We start from the raw sequence: 19,153 nt of genomic DNA, 5'->3' as shown, positions 1-19,153 counted from the left end.
GGCGTGTTCCTGGCCGGTCAGATCGTGGTGCAGGTGAGGTTCGTCGGTGGGTTGTTGGCGCCGGTGACCGTGCCGATGAAGCCGAACGTGGTGGACGCCCCGGCCGCCAGCGCGCCGTTGTAGTCGACGTTGCGCACCGACACGTTCGCGCCGCTCTGGGTGTGGGAGCCGCCCCAGATCTGGTTGATGGCCTGCCCGTCGGGGAACGTCCACGCCACCGTCCAGCCGCGGATCGCGGTCGCGCCGGCGGTCACCGTGACCTCGGCCTGGAAGCCGCCCGACCAGGAGCCCGTCACCGCGTACGTCGCCCGCGCGCCGGACGGCGCGGGTGAGCTGGTGGTCGGCGTCGGTGTCGGGCTCGGCGTGGGCGTGGGGGTGGGCGTGACGGTCGGCGTCGGTGCCGGCGTCACGCCCGGCCGCGCGGCCCGGTAGGTGCGACCGGCCCGGACGGCGAACTGGACGACGTCCGTCTCCGGTCGGGTGGTGGCCGGCGTGCTGCCGTCACCGGCGTCGACGAGGGTGAAGCCGCCGGTGAACAGCCGGGACCGCAGCCGCAGCGTGCCGTCGCGGTCGGCACGGACGACGATCTCGTCGGGCTGGCCGTTCGACCAGGCCAGCGCGACCGTGTACCCGCCCCGACCGCGTAGGCCCGCGACCTGCCCGGCGGGCCAGGCGGTGGGCAGCGCCGGCAACACGTTCAGCTCGCCGGTGTGACTGTGCAGCAGCATCTCGGCGATGCCGGAGGTGGCGCCGAAGTTGCCGTCGATCTGGAACGGCGGATGCAGGTCGAACATGTTCGGCGCCAGCCGGTCGGTGCGCACCAGGTCACGCAGGAGCTTGTGGGCGCGGGCGCCGTCCTCCAGCCGGGCCCAGAAATTGATCTTCCAGGCGAGCGACCAGCCGGTCCCGTCGTCGCCCCGCAGCTCCAGCGTCCGGCGGGCGGCCTCGTAGAGCGCCGGCGTGCCCCGCTTGGTGATCTGGTTGCTGGGATGCAGCCCGTACAGGTGGGAGACGTGCCGGTGGGTCCGCTCGGGCTCGATCCAGTCGGCGAGCCACTCCTGGACGTTGCCGCGGGAGCCGACGCGGCTCGGGGGCAGCCGGTCTTTCGCGGTGCGCACCTGGGACCGGAACGTGGTGTCGACGCCGAGGACCTCGCTGGCCCGGGCCGCGGCGTCGAACAGGTCGCGCAGGATCTGGTTGTCCATGGTGGGGCCGGCGCAGACGCTCGCGTTCGCGTGGTGCGGCAGCTCCGGCGAGTTCGACGGGTTCGTCACCAGGTAGCCGAGCGTCGGGTGGGCGACCAGGGTGTCCAGGAAGAACTGGGCGGCGCCCTTCAACGCCGGATAGTTGGCCTGGAGGAACCCGAGGTCGCCGGTGAACAGGTAGTGGTCCCAGATGAGCGTGCTCAGCCACGCGCCACCGGTCTGCCACATGCCCCACAGCGCCCCGTCGACGACCGAGGCGCCCCGCCACGCGTCCGTGTTGTGGTGGGTGACCCAGCCGCCGGCGCCGTACTGCGCCTGGGCGACCCGCGCGCCGGTCACGGTCAGATCCTTGATCATGTCGAAGACCGGCAGGAAGCACTCGGACAGGTTCGTGGTGTCGGCCGGCCAGTAGTTCATCGGCAGGTTCGCGTTGATCGTGTACTTCGAGTCCCAGGACGGGGCGAGCGAGTCGTTCCAGATGCCCTGGAGGTTCGCCGGTTGGGTGCCCGGACGCGAGGAGGAGATCAGCAGGTACCGCCCGAACTGGAACAACAGCGCGGCGAACTGCGGATCGTTGGTGCTCGCGTGTTGCGCGATCCGCACGTCGGTCGGCTGGTCGGCCGCGGCCGTCCGGCCCAGGTCGATCGTGACCCGGTTGAACAGCGCCTGGTAGTCGGCGAGGTGGCGGCTGCGCAACTGGTCGACCGCCACGCTGCGGGCGGCGTTGAGCCGGTTGCGCGCGATGCCCTGGTGGTCGCCGTTGACGGTGCGGTAGTTGACGTAACTGGAGCCGATCGAGATCAGCAGCGTCACGCTCGTCGCGCCGGAGACCCGCAGCGTCCCGCCGGAGCTGCTGACCGTGCCACCGGTCACGGCGGCGTTGGCCAGGGCGAGGAACCGCACCGAGCCGGTGACGCCCTCCATGCTGCCGGAGACGCCGTCGAGCCCGACGGTGGCGGAGTCCGGGCTCGACACGCTGCTGCGTTGCGGACTGTCGAAGGTGGCGGAGAAACTGATCGAGTTCGCCCGGTCGGCGGTCAGCCGGACCACGACCACCTGGTCGGGCGCGCTCGCGAACACCTCCCGCTGATGGCGTACGCCACCCAGCACGTAGCTCGTGGTGACCGTGGCGGTGGTGAGGTCGAGCGTCCGGCGGTACTGCGTCGCCCCGCCGGACGAGCCGAAGGCGAGCCGGAGGTTGCCCACGATCTGGTAGGCGAGCTGACCGCCGGGGGTCCCCATCATGGTCTGGTTGATGAGGTCCTGCGCCGAGGTCCACTGGTCGGCGAAGACGCGCCGCCGGATCTCGGCCAGACTGGCCGCGCCCCGGGTGTTGGCGGAGTCGTACGGGCCGCCGGCCCAGACCGTGTCCTCGTTGAGTTGGAGCCGTTCGGTGTCGACGTTGCCGAACACCATCGCGCCGAGCCGCCCGTTGCCGATGGGCAGGGCCCGCAGCCAGTCGGTGCCGGCCTCCTCGTCGTACCACAGTGCCAGATCGTTCGCGGCCAGCACCTCGGGCGGCGCCGCCGAGCCGGCGCGGGCGGCGGCGGTCCAGGCGGCCGGCGCCAGCGCCGCGCCGGCGCCGGCCGCCGAAGCCTTGAGGACGTTCCTTCGGGAAACTTCGGACATGGTCTCTCCCGGTCACACAATCAACGATGACGGGCAACTGTTAGCGCTAACATCAATGCGCCGCGCCTAACGATGCCCACTGCCACGATGCGCACGCCGGAGCTCCCTTACCGCGCACTACATCAGCCCATATGGACTTTCATGGATGAGACGCCGGTCGTCAAGAAGTGACGAGCAGGTTTTGCGAACGTTGCCATCTCGGATCCGGCGTGCCGAGCGGGGCGCCGCAGCGACCGGCCGCCCCACCCGGGTCACGTGCACGACCCGCTGCGGCGCCACGTCCAGCAGCGCCCCGAGCGTGTCGCGGGTGGCGGCGACGTCGACGAGTTGGCTCAACGGGTGCGCCGCCAGGCCGGCGGCGTGCAGCGTCAGCCACACCCGCATCAGCACCCGGCCGAACTCGACCTGGCCGGGGGCGTCCAGGTCGGGCGGGGCCACCAACGCCAGCACCGCGCCGCCGCGCGCGAGCGGATCGTCGCCGGCGGCGAGCAGCCGGGGCAACCCCAGCGGGCGCAGCACCGGATACGCGGCCAGCGCCGCCCGCAGCCCGGTGGCGGCCGGTCGGGACAACCCGAGGCAACGATCGCTCAGCCCGTCGGCCCGGTAGTCCGGCCGCGCCGGGTCCAGCCGCAGCCACCGACGCAGCTCGGCCACCACCGCCGGGTCCGCGTAGACCTGCCGGTCGGCGGCGCGCAGCAACGCGCCGAGCCGCCCGGCCCTCGGCACGAGGCGGACCCCGCCGCCGGCCCGCCGGGCCACGGCGTCGACGGCGGCGAGCACGTCGACGTCCGGGCCGCCGGTGAACCGGCCCCGGTCGGTACGCCGGTCCCAGACGTCCGAGGTGCGGAACGGCGTGCGGTACGGCTGCCGCGCCGGACGCAGCCGACCCACCCGACGGTCGTGCTCGTCGTGGTCGGCGACCCAGTCCAGTCGCAGCCCCGCGTCGGCGGCGACGATCAGGCAGGTCTCCACGAACGCGCCGAGCGACAGCCGCAGGTCCCGCCCGCTCGGGTCGCCGGCCGGCAGCGTGTCGGCCGGGTCCCAGCCGACGGTGATCGCCCAGCGCTCGTAGCGCAGTCGCCACGGCTGGGTGTTGTGCGCGCTCGGCGCGCGCCAGCACAGCGGCTCCAACGCGCGGAACGCGGCGAGGTCCATGTCATCGCTCCTTGGCGTAGAACGTGTAACCGTGCAGCGGACGGCCGCCGAGCCGGCGGTACTGCGCCGCCGAGGCCGGGTTGTCCCGCCCGACGTAGGTGCTGCGCAGCGTGGTGTAGCCGCCGGCGTGCAGGTTGTGGTGCAGGTGCGCGGAGAGCAGCCGCTGGTAGCCGCGCCCCTGGAACTCCGGCAGCACACCCTTGACGATCAGCACCGCCTCGCGGCGGTACCGGCGGCGGGTGGCCAGCAGCCGGAGCTGGTTGACCGGGCCCAGGTCGCCGCGCGCCGCGACCAGGAACGCGCTGATGTCCGGTACGCAGAGCACGAACGCCACCGGCTGCCCGTCCCGGGTCAGGTACAGCAGCAGCGCGGAGTCCAGCAGGTACGCCAGCCCGTCGGTCTGTCGGCGCAGCTGCGCGGCGGAGATCGGGGTGTAGTAGCCGAGCTGGGCGAACGAGTCGTTCAGCATGCCGCGCAGCAGGTCGAGCTGCTCGTCGAGGCGCCGCGCGTCGCCCCGGTGCAGCTCCAGCCGCGCGCCGTCCGGCTGCCCGCCCAACGCCGGCGGCGGCTCGACCGGGGCCGGCACCGGGCAGATCCAGGTGTCGGAGACGAACCGGCGGGCGAAGCCGTACGCCTCGTAGGCGGCCGGGTAGCGCGGCGGGTTCCAGGCGCTGTCCACGAAGCCCCGGTCGTCGAACCCGGACGTGATCACGCCGCCGGCCTGGTTGGGCAGCAGCGCCACCGGGCCGAACAGCAGGTCCCGGTCGGCGCCGGCGTGCGCGGTGATCGCGTCGAACAGCGGCCCGGCGGCCGGCGCGGTGAACTCGGTGAGCCCGAACAACTGGCACCGGCGGCCCAGCTTCGCGTCCAGGTCCGCGTCGGTGTGCAGCGTGGTCCGCCCGACCACCGCCCCGTGGGCGTCGCGCAGCACGTACAGCGGCACGCCGTCGGCCCACCAGCGGCGGATCTGCTGCCGGGGCGTCGGCACGTACCGTGGCTCGTCCGCGTACAGCCGGTCGGTGAGCGCGAGGAACTCGGCCAGGCCGCGCCGGCCGGTGACCTGCTCGAACCGGTGGCCGCTCACCGGCGTACCGCCGGTCCGGTGGTCTCCGCGCCCAGCGGGGTGAACGTGTCGATGTGGCCCATCGCGCCGTCCTCGGCCCGCCACGCGCCGTTGGAGTAGCCGTCCGGCGAGGCCGTGTAGAGCCGGATGAACCCGGCGGTCGCGTTGCGCCCGCCGTCGGTCAGCCAGGCCATCAGTTTGCGGTGGTGCCGGGTCCGCGCGAAGCGCAGCATCGCGTCCCGATCGGTGAAGAACGCGATCGTGCCCAACGTCAGCGGGAACTGCCAGTAGACGGTGTGCCAGCAGTAGCCGGACATCCGGCGCATGTCGCGCACCATCCGGAACCAGTCGGAGGCCAGCCGCAGCAGCACCAGCGGGCTCGCGTAGCGGGTGCCGCCGATGAACATCGCGCCGGCGCGGGCCTGCGCCGGGGCGCGGGAGAAGTCTCGGGTACGCATGGTCACCTCACCACCAGGTAGGCGTTCTTGATCTTCTGCGGGCCGGCGAACGGGCCGGTTCCCGGTTCGTGCAGCTCGATTCGCAGGTCACCGGCGGACGGGTCCTCCAGCAGGGACTGGGCGAAGTCGCGCGACACCGAGGTGAGGTGCCGGCGTACCCCGTCGCGGCAGGCGGCGGCGAGCGCCGCGCGGTCGGCGGCGGCCAGCGGGCCGCGCAGCTCGACGTGGATCACCGGCCGGGTCTCCAGCGTCGCGTCCTCGACCAGCGCCAGGCAGAACCGGCTGATCGCGGCGGCGTGCGGGTTGCCGGTGTAGAGGCCGTACTCGACGTCCTGCGGGTAGAGGTTCGCGCCCAGGTAGGAGATCGTGGAGTCGCGCCGGCCGAACAGCAGCAGCAGCGGCAGCGTCATCCGTTCGTCGGCCGTCGCGGCGCGGAACTCGGCCGCGCGCACCGGGTCGGCCGCGGCCAGTTCGGCGATCCGCCGGTACGGCACCAGCAGCGCCTCGTCGCCGACGTTGTAGCGCAGCCGGGGCTGGAGCACGTCCGGCCCGGCCACCGTGCAGACCAGCTCCCGCCGCTCGTTGGTCTCCAGGTAGGTCGCGAACGGGTTGTACTGGAACACCATCGGCAGCCGCTGCTCGCCCTCGCCGAGCAGGTCCGCGCGCAGCCCCGGGTCGGTCCGCAGCCGGCGCCGCAGCCACACCGTGAACCGGGTCTCCGCGCCGATGCCGATGGTCAGGTCCGACGCCCCGTACGCCGAACGCACCCGCACGAACCGCTGCTCCAGGTAGTCCCGCAGCGCCTCGGTCATCCCCTCCCCGCCGCAGCTACCGAAGATCCGGTACCGCGACCAGGGGAAGTCCTCGGCGTCCAGCCGGTCGCGCAGGTGCTTGAGGAACGGCGGGTACGCGGTGACCAGGTAGTCGTGCCCCGGGCCGAACTCGCGCAACGTGTCGATGATCTTGCCGAGGTCCGGACCGGTGTTCTTCACCACCGCGATCCGGGCCATCGCCGCGCCGGTCGTGGTGCCGGTCGCCCAGGCCCCCATCGAGTACGCGTTGATCACGAACGGCCGGCGCATCGGGAACACCAGCCCGGTGTAGCCGGCGATGTCCCGGTGCACCGCCCGCAGCTCCCGCTCGCCGCGCGGCCAGTTGAACGGCCGCCCCGACGACCCGGCCGACTCGTCGACCACCACGCCCCGCTCCGGCAGCCGCCCCCGCCGGCACCGGGCGGCGGCGTCGTGGCCCACCACGTACCCGAGCTTGTCGGTCTCCGGGAAGTCCCGCAGCCGACGGCGGACACCCGCCGGACGGACCCGCAGGAACTCGCGGTAGGCCGGCACCCGCCGGGCCGCCCGCACGCACGCGGCGCGGGCGTTCGCCTCGGCCAGCCGGTCGAGCGCCGGGTGGTGCCGCCGGGCCAGCCACCGCCACCCGGCCGGGTGCCGGCCGACCAGCCGGACCAGCGTGGCCACCGCGCGGCCGGCGGCCTCCCCCAGCAAGGGCATCTCGACGGTACGCAGGGCGGCGGGTCGGTGCAGTGTCTCGGCCATGACAAGGATCCTGCCGACGCCGACGCGCCGACACCTGAGCCACCGGACGGGAGTTGTGCTGAGTACGCGTACCCAGCCAGCCTGAAGGGCGGGCCCCTTCTTAACGCCTCTGGTAGAGAAGGGGCCCCTTCTCACCGGACCGCGGGATCGGTCGGGCCATGCCGGCCAGCAGGTCGGCGACCTGCACCCGTGGGTCGTCGCGCGAGTCGGTCATCACCAGCCCGGCCAGCGGCGACTCCCCCGCCGGCAACCCGGCGCGCTCGGCCAGCGCCCACTGGAGGCGACGCAGTCGATCGGCAGTCAACGCGCTCTGCTCGTCATGCGTCACCAGCACCCGCCGCCGCCCGGCGCTCCAGAACAGGACCGTCTCCGCCAGCGCCGGCAGCAGTGGCTCCAGCGGCGGCGGGATCGACCGGTCCTGCGCGTAGAGCCGGGCCTGGACGTCGGCCACCCGGCTCCGGTCGAGCGCGGTGAGCACGGCGTCGGCCGGGACGTGCCGCAGCAACGCGTCCCGCGCCGCGAAGAAGCGGTCCACGCTGCCGTCGCCGGCTCGGTCCCGCCGCTTGGTCCGCAACGTGTCGACGAACGCCGCAAGGAAGGCGTCCCAGTCGGGGCCGGCAGTCCGTCCGGCCCCGTGCAGCGTGCGGGCCTCGGCCCAGCGGTCCCCGGCCAGGCGGGTGCCGGCCAGGTAGGACGGCTCGCCCAGCAGCAGGTCGACGACGCGGGTCACCAGGAAGAACTGCTTGTCGAGCAGGTGCACGTGCGCCCGCCCGCGCAGCGCCGCCAGGAGCCATGCCCACGCCTCGGCCGCCTCCGGGCGGCGCAGGAACTGCCGGGACTTGAGCTCGTGCGGTGCGAACCGGAAATCGGAGCGCAGCGCCGCGACCAGCGCGGTCGCCTCCGGCACGCTCAGGTCGACGCTCGCGTGCGCGATCACCGGCGTAGCCGGGTCGAGCAGGTTGGTGCCGGAGAACCCCGACTCGTCACAGGCGATCTCCACGACCGCGCCGGACGGCACCGCCACCGGCGGCAGCCCGCCCTGGAGCGGCAGCCTCATGCCCGACCCCTCGCCATGCCGACCATGGTCGCCGACCCGACGTGATCCGACCACCGGTTTGGCAGACGGACGCGACGAGCCCTTTCGGTCGTCCGCCTCGACGCGAACAAGGGCACGACAACCGCGAGAGGCCGGAGCTGGTACGACAGCCGCCATTCGTGATCATGGCTCGATTTCCAGGTTGAAGCGGCGGGCGTCATGGGCTTGTTCGGCTCGTGCGTGATGTCGACGTCGCCAGTTCGACCAGCGCAAACGGTGGGCGATGCTGCGGGCCGGCCGGGTCGGCAGGATGTTGGTCAGACGGGTGGACAGCGCGGAGAACCTCACTCCGATCGACATGAGCAGGATGAACGGGGCGAGGACGCAGCGTCGGCCGGTCAGCGCAGCGCGGCGGCGATCGCTTCGGCCGGGGTCGTGGTCGGCCGTCCGATCAGGCGCCGCAGGTCGCCGGAATCGGTGAACATCTCGTCGCGGCTCATGGCCAGATCAGCGTCAGCGAGAACGGGAACCAATTCGGCGGGTACACCCGCGTCGGTCAGCACCCGGGCGAACGCGTCGGCTGTCATATCGACGTACTCGATCTGCTTACCGGTGGCGGCCGAGATTGCCGCGGCCAACTCGGTGAGGGTGAACGCTTCGTCCCCGCCCAGTTCGTACACCTTGCCGGTGTGGCCGTCGGCGGTCAGCACGACCGCAGCGGCGTCGGCGTAGTCGGCGCGGGTCGCGGCGCTGATTCTTCCCTGGCCGGCGGCCCCGACAACGGCTCCCCCTTCCAGCACCTGAGGGAGCTGGGCGGTGTAGTTCTCCAGGTACCAGCCGTTACGCAGCATCACGCTGGGCAGGCGCTCGCGCAGGTACTTCTCCGTGGCGCCATGGGTGGGAGCGAGGCTGGTGGTGGACGTGTCCGCGCGCAGCATGCTCGTATATGCGACCAGCGACGCCCCCGCCGCGACTGCGGCGTCGATGGCACGGCGGTGGTTGGCGACGCGCTCGCTCGGGGTCGTGGTGGAGACCAGCAGAAGCTTGTCTGCGCCCTTGAAAGCCGCGGGCAGGCTGTCGGGCTCGGCGAAATCGGCCCGGCGGACCACGACACCGCGGTCGACGAAGTCTTTGATCTTTGTGACGTCACGGCTGGTCGCGACGACCTCGGAAGCGGGCACTCCACGGGACAGCAGCGCCTCGACGGTGAGCCTGCCCAGTTGCCCGGAGGCCGCGGTGACAACGATCGACATGATGTTCGTTCCCTCCTGCCGCGGAACTCCCGCGGCGTGAACCTACGATGACCTGGTCACTCTCCTTTGGTAAGGACGCACTTGCAGGTAAGGTGGCCACCCAGAGGTAAGGATCGAGGTGAGGTGTGTGCCGACGACTCGGGAAGTGAGTGAGCCCACTTCTTCGTGGGATCCCTACACTCGTGGCTGCCCGTCGCGTGACGTGCTCGACCAGATCGGCAGCAAGTGGGCCGTTCTCGTGCTGGGCGAGCTCGGTAGACATGGAGCATGCCGGTTCACGCAGCTACGGCAGCAACTCGCGGGAGTCAGCGAGAAGATGCTCACCCAGACGCTGCGCACCCTCGAACGCGACGGGCTGCTGCTGCGGACGGTGTATCCGGAGGTACCGATCCGCGTGGAGTACGAGCTGACGCCGCTCGGCCAGACACTGCGAGGACCTTTGAAGGCGCTCACCGACTGGTCGGTGCAGCACATCGAGGAAGTTCTCGACGCCCGGGAGGAGTATGACGAACGCGCCGGAAAACGTTAGAACCGCAGCAGGTGTCGGCGGTGGCCCTCGACATCTGGGGTCAGCTGAGACCCTCGGAAACAGGTCCGGCCACCACATGATCATCTGTGCGTTGCGGACGCATTTTCAGACCTTGCGGCGGCCGAGAGGCTCAGCGGCGCTGACGGCGACCCCGACGACGGCGGCCGGCACAGCCATTACGCTCGCCGCCTCAACCTCGAACTCCAGCCTCGATCACGAATGGCGGCTGCCGTACTAGGGCCATACGACGGCCTTGACGACGAACTGCGCGGAGCACGAGTCACCATCGATCCGCTCCGCTCGGATGGTGAGCGACGACGTGCCCTTGATCGGCACGTTCAGTTCCCGTTCCTGGTGCCCGGGATCGGCAACGCCGCTGCCGAGACTGTCGCCGTCAGCGAGAAGCTCCCACCGAACCTGCGCGCAGCCCTCGACGAGGACGTCCAGTTCCCTCTGGCGTGCCGGACCCGAGAGGGCGGCCTGGGCCTGAATCTTTCGTCCCGGCGCGAGGATCCAGCGGTTGGTACAGGTGGTCTTCATTGCCCAGTTGAGACCCGTGGTCGCACACTCCTGCCGGGCCGCGTCACCGGCGGAGAATCGTATCTCGGTCGGGGACGTGAACTGAGGGATCAGCAGGCCCATGCCGACCGACAGCGCCGGTACGGAAACTGCCAATCCGGCCACGGCGAGATTGCGGCGTGTCTTCTTGCGCAGGATGTCCCGGGCGGTTGTCAACTCGGACTCGTATGCCGTGAGGATGTCCGGCTTGTCCAGCGAGAGCGCCGCCACGCGAACGAAGGGCATCGCCATTTCCAGCGTCGCCTTCATCCGATAGGCGTTCGACGCCTGCACGGCCGAGATGACAGCGATCACCGTACCTGCTATCGCCGCCCCCCAGGACCCCAGTTCCAGCCAGTTCGTCCAGTGCGCCATCCGCTCCATCACGCGACGTTCGCAGCACATGCGGGAGTGAGCAAGGTCGATCGCCCGGCGCGCACCCGGTTTCCACACCGGCTCGCCACGCGGAGTCACCATGGCGACAGTCCCCTGGCGTGCCATCAGCGGTCCGGTGACACTTCGGCCATGACGGACAGCGAGCGTGAGCGCACCGACGAGCGCTTCGAGAAGGTGGCCGAGGAGACCTCGGAGACCGTGACCCACGCGGCCACGGTGCTGGAGGAGGAACTCGCGGCGGGGCTGGCCGACGCCCGGCGGCTCGAGGAGAAGCTGACCGAGAGCCGCCGGGTCGACCCGGAGGCGTTCGACGAACTCGTCGCGCGGGTCCGCACCGACGGGCACGCGCTGATCGACACCGTGGTCGGGCAACTGAAGATGGCCGACGACCAACGCGGCGAGGTGATCCGCCGCTACACCTCGGACGCGCACGACGCGCTCGACACCGTACTCAATCTCGCGCGGCTGGCGCCCGACGTGGCCAACGGGCTCGCGGACCGGCTGTCATCGCCGGGTCCGGCCGGCCCGACCCGGACGGACCGGTAGCGGCGCGGTGGCGCCGACCACCGGGGTGGCCGGCGGGCACGTGGACCGCATGCTGGCGCGCTACCGCGGGCTCGCCCTCGACGCGCTGCTCGACGACCTGCCCGACGACGGGCCGCGGTACCTCTACGACCTGGTCGCGGAGTATCCCCGGCGCTGGGGCAAGGGACTGCGCGCCGCGCTGTGCCTCGCCACCTGCCGGGCATTCGGCGGCGCCGAGCCGGTGGGGCTCAACGCCGCGGTGACCGTCGAGCTGTTCCACAACGCGTTCCTGATCCACGACGACATCCAGGACGCCAGCGAGCAGCGACGCGGCGGGCCGACCCTGCACGCCGAGTACGGGGTCGGCGTGGCGCTCAACGTCGGCAACATGACGAACCTGCTGGCGTTGCGGCGGCTCGCCGCGAACCGGGCGGCGCTCGGCTCGGGGATCGCGTGGCGGCTGTTCACCGAGACCGAGCTGATGCTGCGCCACTCGCTGGAGGGGCAGGCCATCGAGGTCGGCTGGATCCGCGACAACGTGTGCGACCTGGACGCCGACGACTACTACCGGATGTGTCTGAAGAAGACGTCCTGGTACACCTGCATCTATCCGTGCCGTGCCGGCGTCCTGGTCGCCACCGGGCGGGAGAACGCGGTCGACGTCCTGGACCGGTACGGCTGGTACCTCGGCGCCGCGTTCCAGATCCAGGACGACGCGCTCAACCTCACCGGCGACTACGCCCGGTACGGCAAGGAGATCGCCGGCGACCTGTGGGAGGGCAAGCGGACGCTCATCCTCATCGACTTCCTGCGGCGGTGCACGCCCGACGAACGCGAGCGGACGCTGCGCTTCCTGGGCCGGACCCGGGCGACCCGCACCGCGTCGGAGGTGCGCTGGCTGCACGGGCGGCTGCTCGCGTACGACTGTGTGGAGGCGGCCCGGCGCAGCGCCCGGGAACTGGCCGCGGCGGCCCGACGCGAGGGAGAACGGGCCCTCGGCGCCGCAGCCGACACCGAGGACGGTCGTTTCCTGCTCGACCTGACCGCCTACGTCGTGGAGCGCAACCGCTGACCGGCGGGCGCCGGGGCGGTCAGTCCTCCACCCAGCCGTGCTGACGCCCCAGCGCGATCAGCGCGCGCCGGGCCTGGACGATCTGCCCGCCGGTCATGGTGGGCGCGTTCGCCAGCAGCAGCTCGGTGACCGACGCCTCGAACTGGCCGACCGTCAGGACGTCGAACTCGTCGTCCTCCATCGGCGCCGACCCGGCACCGGCCGGCACGGCGGACGCCGCGCCCTGCAGCGACACCGGCGGCGGGTCCAGTGTCACCCGCGCGACCTTCAGACCCCGCTCGGACTGCACGACCTCGTAGCTCACCTTCATGCCGACCGCCACGGAATGCCGCTGGTCGCCGAAGTCGTTCGCGTGCACGAAGACGTCGTCACCGCCGCGCACCGGCGCGATGAACCCGTAACCCCGGACGTCGTCGAACCGGACGATAGTGCCCTTTTCCATGCCCACCAACCCCACCACCTCAACCAATGACCCGGGTCAGGATAGCGGAAAAACGATCAGGCTGGCGGCTACGCGTCGCGCCCGGGAGCGCCGACCGACGACGGGGTCTCCGCCGCCCCGGCCCGGTTCGCGCGGACCCGGTCCAGCCGGCCGGCCAACTCGTCGGTGAGCAGCAGGTCCCGCCGGATGTCGTCGTGCGGGTAGGCGGCCCGCCCGACCATGTGCGCCGCGACCGGGGCGGTGGCGAGCTGGAACATGCCCACCAGCACCAGCGTGGTGATGTCCACGCCGGTACGCAGCCGCAACGCGCACCCGAGCAGCACCAGCAGCAGCCCCAGCACCTGCGGCTTGGCGGCGGCGTGCATGCGGGACAGCACGTCCGGGAAACGGACCAGGGCGATGCCGGCGGCGAGGCTGAGCAGGGCGCCCGCGATCAGGCAGACGCCGGCGGCGGTGTCGAGGACGGCGTCGACGGTCACTTGGGATCTTTCCGGGCCGCGAACCGCGCGACGCTGACCGAGCCGACGAACCCGACGACGGCGAGGACCACCAGCACCGGCAGCGCGGTGGCGTCCCGGCTGTAGGCGGCCTCGGTGGCGATGGCGGCGACCGCGACGGCGAGCAGCACGTCGGTGGCGACGGCCCGGTCCAGGATCGACGGTCCACGGATGATGCGGAGCAGGGTCAGTCCACCCGCCACGGTGAGCAGCACGGTGACGATCACGGCCACGACTGTCACGTCGGTGCCCCTTCCAGGTCGACCGGCTCGGGTGGGCCGGTGGGGTCGGGATCGCGGAGCCGGCGCAGCTCCTCGGCCGAGCCGACGGCGGCGACGATGCGTTCCTCCAGCTCCCGCACACCGCGCCGGAACCGTTCCACCTCGTCCAGCGTCCGGACGCCGATGACGTGCACGTAGAGCGTGCCGGTCCCCCGGTCGGCCTCCAGGATGAGGCTGCCGGGCACCAGGGACAGCGCCTCGGCGGTGAGCGTCAGGTTGAGGTCGGTGTTCACCCGCAGCCGCACCGCGATGATCGCCCCGCGTGGGGTGTGCCCGAACCGGACCGCGAGCCAGGCCACCTGCGCGGACGCGACCACCAGGTCCCACAGGAAACGGGCCAGGAAGCGGGCCAGCGGCACCGGCCGGATCCGCCCGGCGAACGTCACCGGCGGCAGCGGGAAGACCACCAGCAGCACGGCCGCGACCGCCAGGCCGCTGATCACGTTCGCCCAGGTGAACGTGCCCCACAGCAGCACCCACACGGTGACCAGGCCGGTCACCGCGACGGCCCGGTTGCGCCACCGCACGCGGCGGGTCAGCGGCTCACCCGGATGAGTGGTCACGGCGCACCGTCCGGGAAGACGGCCTCGACGTAGGGGGCGCGGCGCAGCAGGTCGTCGGCGGCGTCGGTGCTGATGTCGAAGAGCGGCCCGGCCACCACCGTCAGCCCGAGACCGAGCACCACCAGCGCGGCGGTGGACGCGGTCATCAGCCGGGGAAGCACGGCGCCGGCCGGCGACGGGTCGTCGTGCGGCTGCTCGGCGCCGTCGGTGCGGGTCGCCCGGGCGGTGTCGTCGGGGCCCGGCATGTCCGGGTGCGGGTCCCGCCAGAACGCGAGGTTCCACACCCGGGCGATCGCGTAGAGCGTGAGCAGGCTGGTGAGCAGCCCGCCGGCGACCAGCGCCCAGGCCAGCGCGCCGCCGTCGGACACGCCGGCCTGCACCAGGCCGACCTTGCCGAGGAACCCGGAGAACGGCGGTATGCCGGCCAGGTTGAGCGCGGGCACGAAGAAGAGCACCGCCAGCAACGGCGACAACCGGGCCAGCCCGCCGAGCCGGTCCAGCGCGGTGCTGCCGCCGCGTCGTTCGACCAGACCGGCGGCGAGGAACAGGGTGGTCTGGATGGTGATGTGGTGCACCACGTAGAAGATCGCGGCGGACAGCCCGAGCGCGGTGGTCAGGCCGACCCCGAACAGCATGTAGCCGATGTGGCTGACCAGCGTGAACGACAGCAGCCGTTTGATGTCCGACTGCGCCACCGCGCCGAGGATACCGACCACCATGGTCAGCGCCGCGATCACCAGCAGCAGGTCGGCGGTGCGCCCGCCGGGGAACAGCAGCGTCTCGGTCCGGATGATCGCGTACACGCCGACCTTGGTGAGCAGGCCGGCGAAGACCGCGGTGACCGGCGCCGGCGCGGTGGGATAGCTGTCCGGCAGCCAGGCCGAGAGCGGGAACACGGCGGCCTTGATACCGAACGCCAGCAGCAGCATGCCCTGGAGGACCAGCCGCAGGTCGTCCGGCAGCGCGTCCAGCCGGTCGACGAGCTGGGCCAGGTTGAGCGTGCCGGTGGCGGCGTAGATCAGGCCGATCGCGACCAGGAAGATGAGCGACGACAGCAGGCTGACCACGACGTACGTGGTGCCGGCGCGGATCCGGTTCTCCGTGCTGCCCAGCGTCAGCAGCACGTAGCTGGCCACCAGCAGGATCTCGAACCCGACGTAGAGGTTGAACAGGTCACCGGAGAGGAACGCGTTGCACACGCCGGCGGTCAGCACCAGGTAGGTCGGGTGGTAGACCGACAGCGGCGTCTCCTCGTCGCCGTCGGCCAGGCCCTGCCCGATGGAGTAGACGAGCACGCACAGCGTGACCGCGGCGGAGACCACCAGCATCAGCGCGGCGAGCTGGTCGGCGACCAGCACGATGCCCAACGGCGCGACCCAGCCGCCCACCTCGACCACCAGCGGACCGTCGAGTGTGGCGCGGACCAGCAGCAGCGCCGCGACCGCCACGGTGGCGGCGAGGACGGTGATGCTGACCCACCGCTGGGCGCGGGCCCGGCCGACGAGCAGCAGCGTCAGGGCGGCGCCGAACAGCGGCATCACCACCGGCAACGGCACGAGCCAGCTCATCGGGCCCGCCCCGGCTCACCGGCGGCCACCCGCCGGTCGTCGTCCGACCCGGCGGCCGGGACCCGGTCGGTGGTCTCCGGGTCGGCGGTGCCGGGGCCCTCGTCCCGCTCCGCCAGCTCCATGATGCGCTGGTCCTCGACGTCGTCCTGCACCTCGTCGTGCCCGTTGAGGTGCCAACTGCGGTACGCCAGGGCGAGCAGGAACGCGGTCATGCCCAGCGTGATGACGATGGCGGTCAGCACCATCGCCTGCGGGAGCGGATCGGACATCTCCTCCTCGGTGGTGGTGCCGACGATCGGCGGGCCGCCGGCCCGGCCACCGGTGAGCAGCAGCAGGTTCGCGCCGTTGCCGAGCAGGATGACCCCCATCAGCACCCGGGTGAGGCTGCGTTCCAGCAGCAGCGTGACGCCGGTGGCGAACAGGACGCCGACCACCACGACGTAGACCAGGTTGGGGCTCACACCAACTCCTCTTCCCGTGCCTCGGTCGGGGCGGTCTCCCCCTGGTCGGTCTCCCCCTGGTCGGCCTCCTCCTGGCGGTCCATCTCCGCGCCCAGGCTGCGCAGGATGTCCAGCACCAGGCCGACCACGATGAGGTAGACGCCGACGTCGAAGAAGACCGACGTGACGAAGTGGACGTGACCCAGCACCGGAAGGTGGAGGTCGAGCGCCGCGCTCTGCAGGAAGTCGCCGCCCAGCGGCATCGCGGCCAGCCCGGTGGCGACGGCGACGAACAGGCCCGCGCCGAGCACCCGGCCGGCGTCCACCGGCGCCGCGCCGTTGAGTTCGGTACGCCCGCCCGCCAGGTAGCGCACGGCCAGGCCGAGCCCGGCGACCAGGCCGGCGGCGAACCCGCCACCGGGCTGGTTGTGGCCGGAGAAGAGCAGGTAGATCGAGAAGAGCAGGATGGCGTGGAACAGCACCCGGGTGACGACCTGGAGGATCACCGACTGCGCGCGGGTGGTGGCGCCGCCGGTCAGCCAGCGCGGGCGCGCCGAGCTCTGCCGGCCGGCGCCGGGAATGCCGCTGCGCAGGTCCAGGGCGCGGGACCGGCGGAAGATCAGGCTGGCCACGCCGGTGGCGGCCACCACCAGCACGGCGATCTCGCCCATGGTGTCCCAGGCCCGGATGTCGACGAGCGTCACGTTGACCACGTTCTTGCCGCCGCCGTAGGAGACCGCCTCCTCGGGGAACCCGACCGAGATCGGCGTCGCCACCCGCGCCCCGGCCGCGACGTACGCCATGCCGGCGGTGACCACGCCCACGGCCACACCGAGCGCGACGCGCACCCGCCGGCTGGACCGGATCGGGCGGGCGGAGAACTTCGTCGGCAGCCGGCGCAGCACGAGCACGAACATCACGATCGTGACGGTCTCCACCAGGAACTGGGTCAGCGCCAGGTCGGGCGCGCCGTGCAGGATGAACAGCAGCGCCGTGCCGTAGCCGGTCACCCCGACGAGGATCATCGCGGTCAACCGGCGTCGGGCGCGCGCGGCGGCCACGGCGGCGACCACCACGGCGGCGCCGGCGGCGGCCTGCAACGGGGTGTCCCAGAGCTGGTAGCGCTCGGGCCACGGCACGCCGACGAGCAGCGCGCCGCCGGGCAGCACGACCAGCACCAGCAGGATGACGCCGAGGTAGAACGGCAGCGATCCGCGCTGGGTGGCGCCGGTGAGCTCCACCGCCGCGCGGTCGACGGCGCCGGCCAGCCGGTCGTAGCCGGTGGCGCCGTCGAAGGGCAGCCGCGGCAGGTGCGGTCGGCGTCGGTGCAGCAGCAGGAACAGCGCGACGCCGGCGGCGACGGCCAGCGCCGACAGGCCGAGCGCCGGGGTCGGCCCGTGCCAGAGCGCGAGGTGGTAGCCCGCGTCGGCGCCGGGATACTGGTCCGCGTACGGGGCGAGCGCCCGGTCCACGGCCGGGGCGAGGACGCCGACCGCGAGACCGGCGACGGCCAGCACCACCGCGGGTGCCAGGAACGCCCGGTCGACCGGCTCGGGCCGGGTGGCCGGCACGTCGGGTTTGGCGGCGAACGCGCCCCAGAGGAAGCGCGCCGTGTAGGCGACGGTCAGCGCCGAACCGGTCACCAGCCCGGCGAGCACCACCAGCTCGACGGCGCCGCCGTGCAGGAACGCCTCCAGCGCGGCCTCCTTGGCGACGAACCCGGCCAGCGGCGGCAGGCCGGCCATCGAGGCCGCCGCGAGCCCGGCCACCACCGCCAGCGCCGGCGCCCGCCGGCCCAGGCCGCTGAGCTCACGCAGGTCCCGGGTGCCGGTGACGTGGTCGACGACGCCGACGACCAGGAACAGGGTGGCTTTGAACAGCGCGTGGGCCAGCACCATCGCGGCGCCGGCCAGCGCGGTGTCCCGGGTGCCGGCGCCGAGGATCACCATCAGCAGGCCGAGCTGGCTGACCGTGCCGTACGCCAGCAGCAGCTTGAGGTCGACCTGCCGCAGCGCCGTCCAGCCGCCGAGGAACATGGTGACCAGGCCGCCGGCCAGCAGGACGCCGCGCCACGCGGTGGCCTGGCCCACCGCCGGGCCCATCAGCGCGACCAGGAACACCCCGGCCTTCACCATGGCGGCCGCGTGCAGGTAGGCGCTGACCGGGGTCGGCGCGGCCATCGCCCGCGGCAGCCAGAAGCTGAACGGGAAGATCGCCGACTTGCTGGCCACCCCGAGCAGGACGAGCACCAGCGCGACGGTGAGGTAGCCGCCGTCCGGCAGGTCCTGCGAGATCTCCGACCACCGGTACGAGCCGGCGTGCTCGCCGAGCATCACGAAGCCGGCGAGCATCGCCAGGCCACCGAGCGTGGTCACCAGCAGCGCCTGCATGGCGGCGTGCCGGCTGGCCCGTCGGGTCGGGTCGCTGCCGATCAACAGGTACGAGAAGACGGTGGTGAGTTCCCAGAACACGTAGAGCAGCAGCAGGTCGTCGGAGACCACCAGGCCCAGCATCGCGCCGGCGAACGCGACGAACACCGCGGCGAAGCGGCCGAGGCCGGGATCGTCGGAGCGGAAGTAGCGGGCGCTGTACGCGAGCACGAGCGCGCCGACGCCGCCGACCAGCAGCACCATCAGCCAGGACAGCGTGCCCATCCGCAGCGCGAGGTCCAGGCCGAGTTGCGGCACCCAGGTGACCGTCTCGACCTCGGGCGTGCCCGAGCGGACCGAGTCGGTGCGGGTCAGGGCCCAGATCAGCGCCGCGGCCGGGACGGCAGCCAGCAGGTAGAGCGCCCGAGGGCCCCAGATGCGTACCAGCGCCGGGGCGGTCACGGCTGCGAGCGCATGGACCGCCACCAGAACCAGCACACAGCCCCCTCAAGATCGACATCCGGTTAGTCAACCCTAACCGGCCGTGCCGCGATCGAC

At 72.3% G+C, this 19,153-nt stretch carries 19 protein-coding genes; 3 read left to right on the top strand and 16 right to left on the bottom strand.

Features of this window, described 5'->3' with window-relative positions:
* Positions 1-17: 17 nt before the first annotated feature.
* The 8 genes from OG767_RS14375 to OG767_RS14340 form a co-directional block, all read right to left on the bottom strand.
* A complete protein-coding gene (locus OG767_RS14375) occupies positions 18-2,834 on the bottom strand; it encodes a glycosyl hydrolase family 95 catalytic domain-containing protein (protein WP_405093855.1) in 2,817 nt (938 codons plus the stop codon).
* A 117-nt stretch (positions 2,835-2,951) separates the two neighbouring features.
* A complete protein-coding gene (locus OG767_RS14370) occupies positions 2,952-3,989 on the bottom strand; it encodes a nitroreductase (protein WP_405093854.1) in 1,038 nt (345 codons plus the stop codon).
* Between the two features lies 1 nt (position 3,990).
* The gene (locus OG767_RS14365; protein ID WP_405093853.1) at positions 3,991-5,073 is read right to left on the bottom strand and encodes a GNAT family N-acetyltransferase; all 1,083 of its coding nucleotides are present in this window, start codon (positions 5,071-5,073) and stop codon (positions 3,991-3,993) included.
* Entirely contained in the window at positions 5,070-5,510 is a 441-nt protein-coding gene (locus tag OG767_RS14360; protein WP_405093852.1) for a DUF4188 domain-containing protein, read from the bottom strand. The genes OG767_RS14365 and OG767_RS14360 overlap by 4 nt, the downstream gene beginning before the upstream one ends.
* A 2-nt stretch (positions 5,511-5,512) precedes the next feature.
* Positions 5,513-7,066: a phenylacetate--CoA ligase family protein gene (locus tag OG767_RS14355; RefSeq protein WP_405093851.1), complete on the bottom strand. Its 1,554-nt coding sequence runs from the start codon at positions 7,064-7,066 to the stop codon at positions 5,513-5,515.
* Between the two features lie 100 nt (positions 7,067-7,166).
* Complete coding sequence (locus tag OG767_RS14350; RefSeq protein WP_405093850.1) at positions 7,167-8,123, bottom strand: hypothetical protein; 957 nt, start codon at positions 8,121-8,123, stop codon at positions 7,167-7,169.
* 162 nt (positions 8,124-8,285) lie between these two features.
* Positions 8,286-8,462: a hypothetical protein gene (locus OG767_RS14345; RefSeq protein WP_405093849.1), complete on the bottom strand. Its 177-nt coding sequence runs from the start codon at positions 8,460-8,462 to the stop codon at positions 8,286-8,288.
* Positions 8,463-8,500: 38 nt separating this feature from the next.
* Complete coding sequence (locus tag OG767_RS14340; protein ID WP_405093848.1) at positions 8,501-9,355, bottom strand: NmrA family NAD(P)-binding protein; 855 nt, start codon at positions 9,353-9,355, stop codon at positions 8,501-8,503.
* A 202-nt stretch (positions 9,356-9,557) separates the two neighbouring features.
* Between OG767_RS14340 and OG767_RS14335 the strand changes: the two genes are divergently transcribed.
* Entirely contained in the window at positions 9,558-9,884 is a 327-nt protein-coding gene (locus OG767_RS14335; protein ID WP_405093847.1) for a winged helix-turn-helix transcriptional regulator, read from the top strand.
* A 234-nt stretch (positions 9,885-10,118) separates the two neighbouring features.
* Here the strand turns inward: OG767_RS14335 and OG767_RS14330 are convergent, their stop codons facing one another.
* Positions 10,119-10,919 (bottom strand): hypothetical protein, encoded by an 801-nt coding sequence (locus tag OG767_RS14330; RefSeq protein WP_405093846.1) that lies wholly within the window; start codon positions 10,917-10,919, stop codon positions 10,119-10,121.
* A gap of 48 nt (positions 10,920-10,967) precedes the next feature.
* Here OG767_RS14330 and OG767_RS14325 point away from each other — a divergent pair, with 48 nt between their 5' ends.
* Complete coding sequence (locus tag OG767_RS14325) at positions 10,968-11,384, top strand: hypothetical protein (RefSeq protein ID WP_405093845.1); 417 nt, start codon at positions 10,968-10,970, stop codon at positions 11,382-11,384.
* 7 nt (positions 11,385-11,391) lie between these two features.
* Positions 11,392-12,435, top strand: a complete 1,044-nt coding sequence (locus tag OG767_RS14320) for a polyprenyl synthetase family protein (protein ID WP_405093844.1) — start codon at positions 11,392-11,394, stop codon at positions 12,433-12,435.
* 19 nt (positions 12,436-12,454) lie between these two features.
* Here the strand turns inward: OG767_RS14320 and OG767_RS14315 are convergent, their stop codons facing one another.
* The 7 genes from OG767_RS14315 to OG767_RS14285 all read right to left on the bottom strand — a co-directional run bounded on the left by OG767_RS14315 (position 12,455) and on the right by OG767_RS14285 (position 19,093).
* Positions 12,455-12,877 carry a cold-shock protein gene (locus OG767_RS14315; RefSeq protein ID WP_405093843.1) on the bottom strand — a complete coding sequence of 141 codons (423 nt, stop codon included), beginning with the start codon at positions 12,875-12,877 and terminating at the stop codon, positions 12,455-12,457.
* A 68-nt stretch (positions 12,878-12,945) separates the two neighbouring features.
* Positions 12,946-13,356: a monovalent cation/H(+) antiporter subunit G gene (gene mnhG / locus OG767_RS14310; RefSeq protein ID WP_405093842.1), complete on the bottom strand. Its 411-nt coding sequence runs from the start codon at positions 13,354-13,356 to the stop codon at positions 12,946-12,948.
* The gene (locus OG767_RS14305) at positions 13,353-13,616 is read right to left on the bottom strand and encodes a monovalent cation/H+ antiporter complex subunit F (RefSeq protein WP_107155397.1); all 264 of its coding nucleotides are present in this window, start codon (positions 13,614-13,616) and stop codon (positions 13,353-13,355) included. Before OG767_RS14305 ends, mnhG begins: the two co-directional genes overlap by 4 nt.
* A complete protein-coding gene (locus tag OG767_RS14300; RefSeq protein ID WP_405093841.1) occupies positions 13,613-14,218 on the bottom strand; it encodes a Na+/H+ antiporter subunit E in 606 nt (201 codons plus the stop codon). The genes OG767_RS14305 and OG767_RS14300 overlap by 4 nt, the downstream gene beginning before the upstream one ends.
* Positions 14,215-15,786 carry a Na+/H+ antiporter subunit D gene (locus OG767_RS14295; RefSeq protein ID WP_405093840.1) on the bottom strand — a complete coding sequence of 524 codons (1,572 nt, stop codon included), beginning with the start codon at positions 15,784-15,786 and terminating at the stop codon, positions 14,215-14,217. Before OG767_RS14295 ends, OG767_RS14300 begins: the two co-directional genes overlap by 4 nt.
* Positions 15,783-16,247 carry a Na(+)/H(+) antiporter subunit C gene (locus OG767_RS14290; RefSeq protein WP_405093839.1) on the bottom strand — a complete coding sequence of 155 codons (465 nt, stop codon included), beginning with the start codon at positions 16,245-16,247 and terminating at the stop codon, positions 15,783-15,785. The genes OG767_RS14295 and OG767_RS14290 overlap by 4 nt, the downstream gene beginning before the upstream one ends.
* On the bottom strand, positions 16,244-19,093 hold the full coding sequence (locus tag OG767_RS14285) for a Na+/H+ antiporter subunit A (protein ID WP_405093838.1): 2,850 nt from the start codon (positions 19,091-19,093) through the stop codon (positions 16,244-16,246). Before OG767_RS14285 ends, OG767_RS14290 begins: the two co-directional genes overlap by 4 nt.
* Between the last annotated feature and the right edge of the window lie 60 nt (positions 19,094-19,153).

It is taken from the genome of Micromonospora sp. NBC_01392, from assembly GCF_045040125.1.
Lineage (GTDB): Bacteria > Actinomycetota > Actinomycetes > Mycobacteriales > Micromonosporaceae > Micromonospora.
Note: the sequence above shows the minus strand (reverse complement) of the source record. Positions and strands in the feature narration are given on the sequence as shown.